This window comes from Mesorhizobium sp. M1C.F.Ca.ET.210.01.1.1 (assembly GCF_004791585.1).
GTDB lineage: Bacteria > Pseudomonadota > Alphaproteobacteria > Rhizobiales > Rhizobiaceae > Mesorhizobium.
Window position 1 is genome coordinate 1 of sequence record NZ_SRUU01000073.1, and the last position, 3769, is coordinate 3769.

Sequence of the window (3769 nt, forward strand, 5' to 3'; positions counted from 1 at the left end):
TCCCGAGGAGAGATTGATGTCAGTATATCGGATATCGATGCGGCTGCCGAATGATGCCGGGGAAGGTTTGGGCGCGCGTTGTGAGGGCACGAAGGGCGTCGAGCAGAGGCGGCTTGCGGCCAGGTTCGCGGCGGCGGCGGGGGAGGTGGAGCGGCGGGAGACGGCGCCGAAGGGGCGCTGGCTTGCAGCAGTATCGACGGAGGGAGGCGGGCTCGGGTCGCCGTCACTTTATCTTGGCGGCCATTCGGCGATGCGCCAGCCGTGGTCGTATGCGCCGGTGCGCCACGACGTGGTGGCCGATGCCAAGACGCAGAACCGACCGGCCGATGTCGAGCCGGGTCAGACGGTCCAGGATGGCTGGGAGCACACCATAACGGCCGAACAGCAGCGCGAGGCGGAAGCGGCCGCGGCGGAGGCGGACGCCGAGCTGGATGATGCGCTGGCCGGGTTCGAGGCGGAGTTCGACGAGTTCAAGAATGAATGGGCGCAAGACCACGGCGCGTCGGTGGGCGCGGACGGCACGCTGCTTCTACCGGCCGATCAGTATGAGGCCTTGGCGGCCGAATGGGAGGAAGATTATGAGGGCTGGTGGAATACCCATTCGGCCGAACTCAATGCCTCCTATGCCAACTACGAGGAGGCCGTCGCACTGGAACTGCGGCTCGCCGCGCTCGAGGCCGAGAGCCAGGGCGAGGATCCAAACCAGGCGGTCAGCGACCAGGCGGACGAGATCCGGGATGGGCAGGATCGGACCGCAGTCGACGCCATCGACGCTGCCGAAGAGCAGGTGCTCGGGGAGACGCAGGCGGTGCGCGCGGCGCAGGTCGACTATGCCGAGGAAAGCCAGGCGCTTCAGAGTGCCGAGGCCCTGCCGGACAATCTGTCAGACAAGGCCGACACGGTGGACGCAGCGCAGGCGGAGGCCGACGAAGCGGCCGCCGCGCTCGAGGCCGCCGTTGCCGAGCAGATGGAAGACCTCGGGCAGGAGGTTCTGACCGAACTGGCCGACCAGCTCGGGGTGACGGCACCCAATGCCGATCATTATCGTCCGGGCGAGCTACCGCAGACGCTTGCCGATCTGTCGGATGAGGAACTGGCCGAACTGATCCAGGAAGCGCTCGGACAGCTGGACGACCCGGAGAGCGTTGCCGATGTGATCGACTCGCTCAGCGAGGACACCCGAAACGCACTGGCGACAGCCCTGGCGATCGAGCCGGACGAACTCGGCGCCGTTCTTGGTGATCCCGGGCAACTGGCCGAGGCGATGGGCGCCGAAGATGCGCAGGCCGCCATCGACATCCTGGCCGACCAGCTCATCGGCACGGCGGCCGGGGAGGTCAGCGAGGCGCACGGCAATAACTCTTACATAGACGCCCTGCTGTTCGGCAGCGACGACAGCCCCGGCGTCGTGGATCAGGTCGCCGTCGATCTCCGGGCCGGCGAACTGGGTCGTATCATCGAGGAGATCGATCCCGCCGAACTGAGCGGGGTGGAGAAGGAGTTGTGGGAGGCGGGCGACCAGGTGTCGGTAGCTCTGCTGCGCCAGTTCGGCGTCAGCTTCGTCGAGACGCAGAACGTCACGGCCGACGGCGGCGGCGTTACCTACGCCGTCGTCGACGGGGTGCCAATAGAGCTGGAATATCACGAGCAGAGGCTGCTGGAAGCGGACCCCGTGGCGCTGGCGCTGCTGTTGAAGAGTGGCTTCCGGATCGAAGGGATCGATGATGCGGGGGCGTTCACGATCACTCTCGACGGCGACGCGTATGATATGGCCGGTCTGGCTGAAGAAGCCGACGCTCAGGCGTGGCTTGCGGCGCTCGCGACCCAGGCGGGAGAGGACGATGCAAGCCTGGCGATGCTCGCCGGCTTTCTGTGGCGCTCCAATGCCGCCGGTCTGAGCCAGCGCGACCTGATGCTGCTTGCCGCGCATGATGCGTACGTCGCCGCGTCGGTCCGCGACCAGATGGAGGCGACGGACGACGTGCAGGAGCGATGGCGTCTCTACGACGACAACGTCGGTGCAACGCTAACTTCGGGCGATCTCCTGTGGCGCGAGACCAGCGACCTGCTCGATGACCAGGGTGGCTATGACGACATCGTCGCCGGCATTGTCGACGACGAGACCAATCGCGATGATCTCGGTGGCGCCCTGGCCGACATGTTGAAGGGCTACACTGGAACCGGCGCCGCCGAACTCGGCGCCATGACATCCACCTCGCCGGAGCATGCGGCGGCCATCCTGCAGGCCGTGCTGGACAATGTCGATCTCGACACCCTCTATGACGCGGAGGGTACGGACGCATTCTTCGAGCAGTTGAGCGCCCTGGTCGAGATCGCTGACAGCGCTGGCAATCCCGCAAATTCGACGAGTTGGGCGCAGGAAGTGGCCGACTGGTGGGCCGCGTCGCTGGAGCAGCGCGACGGCGGCAGCGCCGGCCATCTCTGGAACCCTGAGACTGGATACGAATTCCTGCCGACGACCCTCGAGGACACGGTTCAGTCAGGTTACGGCGCCGCCCTGTCTGAAGAGCTGGCCAGCACACTCGACGGCAAGGGATGGTGGGAGCCCGGCGACACGCCCTTCACCGCATCCTTCGAGCAAGCCAGGGATGCCTATGAGGAGGCGCTGAGGAACGCCCCTGCCAGTCCCGCGGCGATCGCACAGGCCTATGAGGACTTCCAGTCGAGGCGGGACGAGCTCGTTCCCAATTATTTTGATCGCATCATGGGCCAGGAGGGCATCGGCGAGGCGCAGGAGGTGGTCTATGGCGATGCGCTGCGCGATCTCATCGCCGCCGGCATGGATCTCGACTGGCGCAACAATGAAGTCGACCGCGCCACCGTCGACACCATCATGGACGAGATGTTCAGGGAAGCCGGCATCGACGCGGCCGATCGCGAGACCACCTCGATCACGGTGACTGTCATCCCCTATGTCTATGCCGCCGAGCGCGACGGCTGGGCGACCGGCGCACTGTTTGCCGTGGACGGGGCGGACACCGTAAGCGAGACAGTGGTGCACGGCGGCGGCTACGCCTCCACGGTCACCGAGACCGATGCCAACGAGTTCGTCATCGACGGCGGGGTGATCGCCAATCTGGCCCGCCAGGCGGCCGCCAACGGCACGACGATCGACGCCATCACCAAGGACCAGCCCTGGCGGTTCGGCAGCGTCAAGCACTTCCAGGACAAGAACTATCTCGCCACGGAGGGGCTTCTTTATCTGCCCTACGAACTGGGCGAGCAATCCGGTCTTGAGATGGACCTGTTTGGTAGCAGCGCCGACAACGGCGTCCGAGTGGGGACGACGGCAGCGGCAATCGAAACCACCGGAGAAAAGTGGTTGGCGCGGGCGGATATCGCGCTGACCGTCGCCAGCGTGGGCGCGATGCTCCTGCCGGGCGGCCTGGCTCTCGCAGGCCTCACCAGGGCCGCCAACGCGACGCTCTGGGCGGCACGCGGAACCCTCCTGGGCAGCACGATCTACAGCGCCGCACGCGGCGCCTACGATCTCAACCAGATGCGCGGGCTGGGCATGGACATCGGCTGGTCCAATCGCGCGGCGCGCAGCACCTATGTCGACATGCTGGGCACGGCGGCGGGGATCGGGGCCATGGCCGGCGGCCGCCTCACACGCGAACTGCTCGACGCCGCCGGTCCCGGGCTGGTGACGCGGGCGGCGAAATCCGCGTATCTGGGCACGCAGGCGGGCAACCTGATCGATCTGGGAACCGGCGGCTGGCTCTCCCTCGACGGCCTGCGCCAGGTG

At 66.7% G+C, this 3769-nt stretch carries 1 protein-coding gene; it reads left to right on the top strand.

Annotation, left to right across the window (positions count from 1 at the left end):
* Nucleotides 1–16: 16 nt before the first annotated feature.
* A partial coding sequence (locus EN853_RS32850) for a DUF4781 domain-containing protein (RefSeq protein ID WP_135861336.1) occupies nt 17–3769 on the top strand: 3753 nt, incomplete at its 3' end.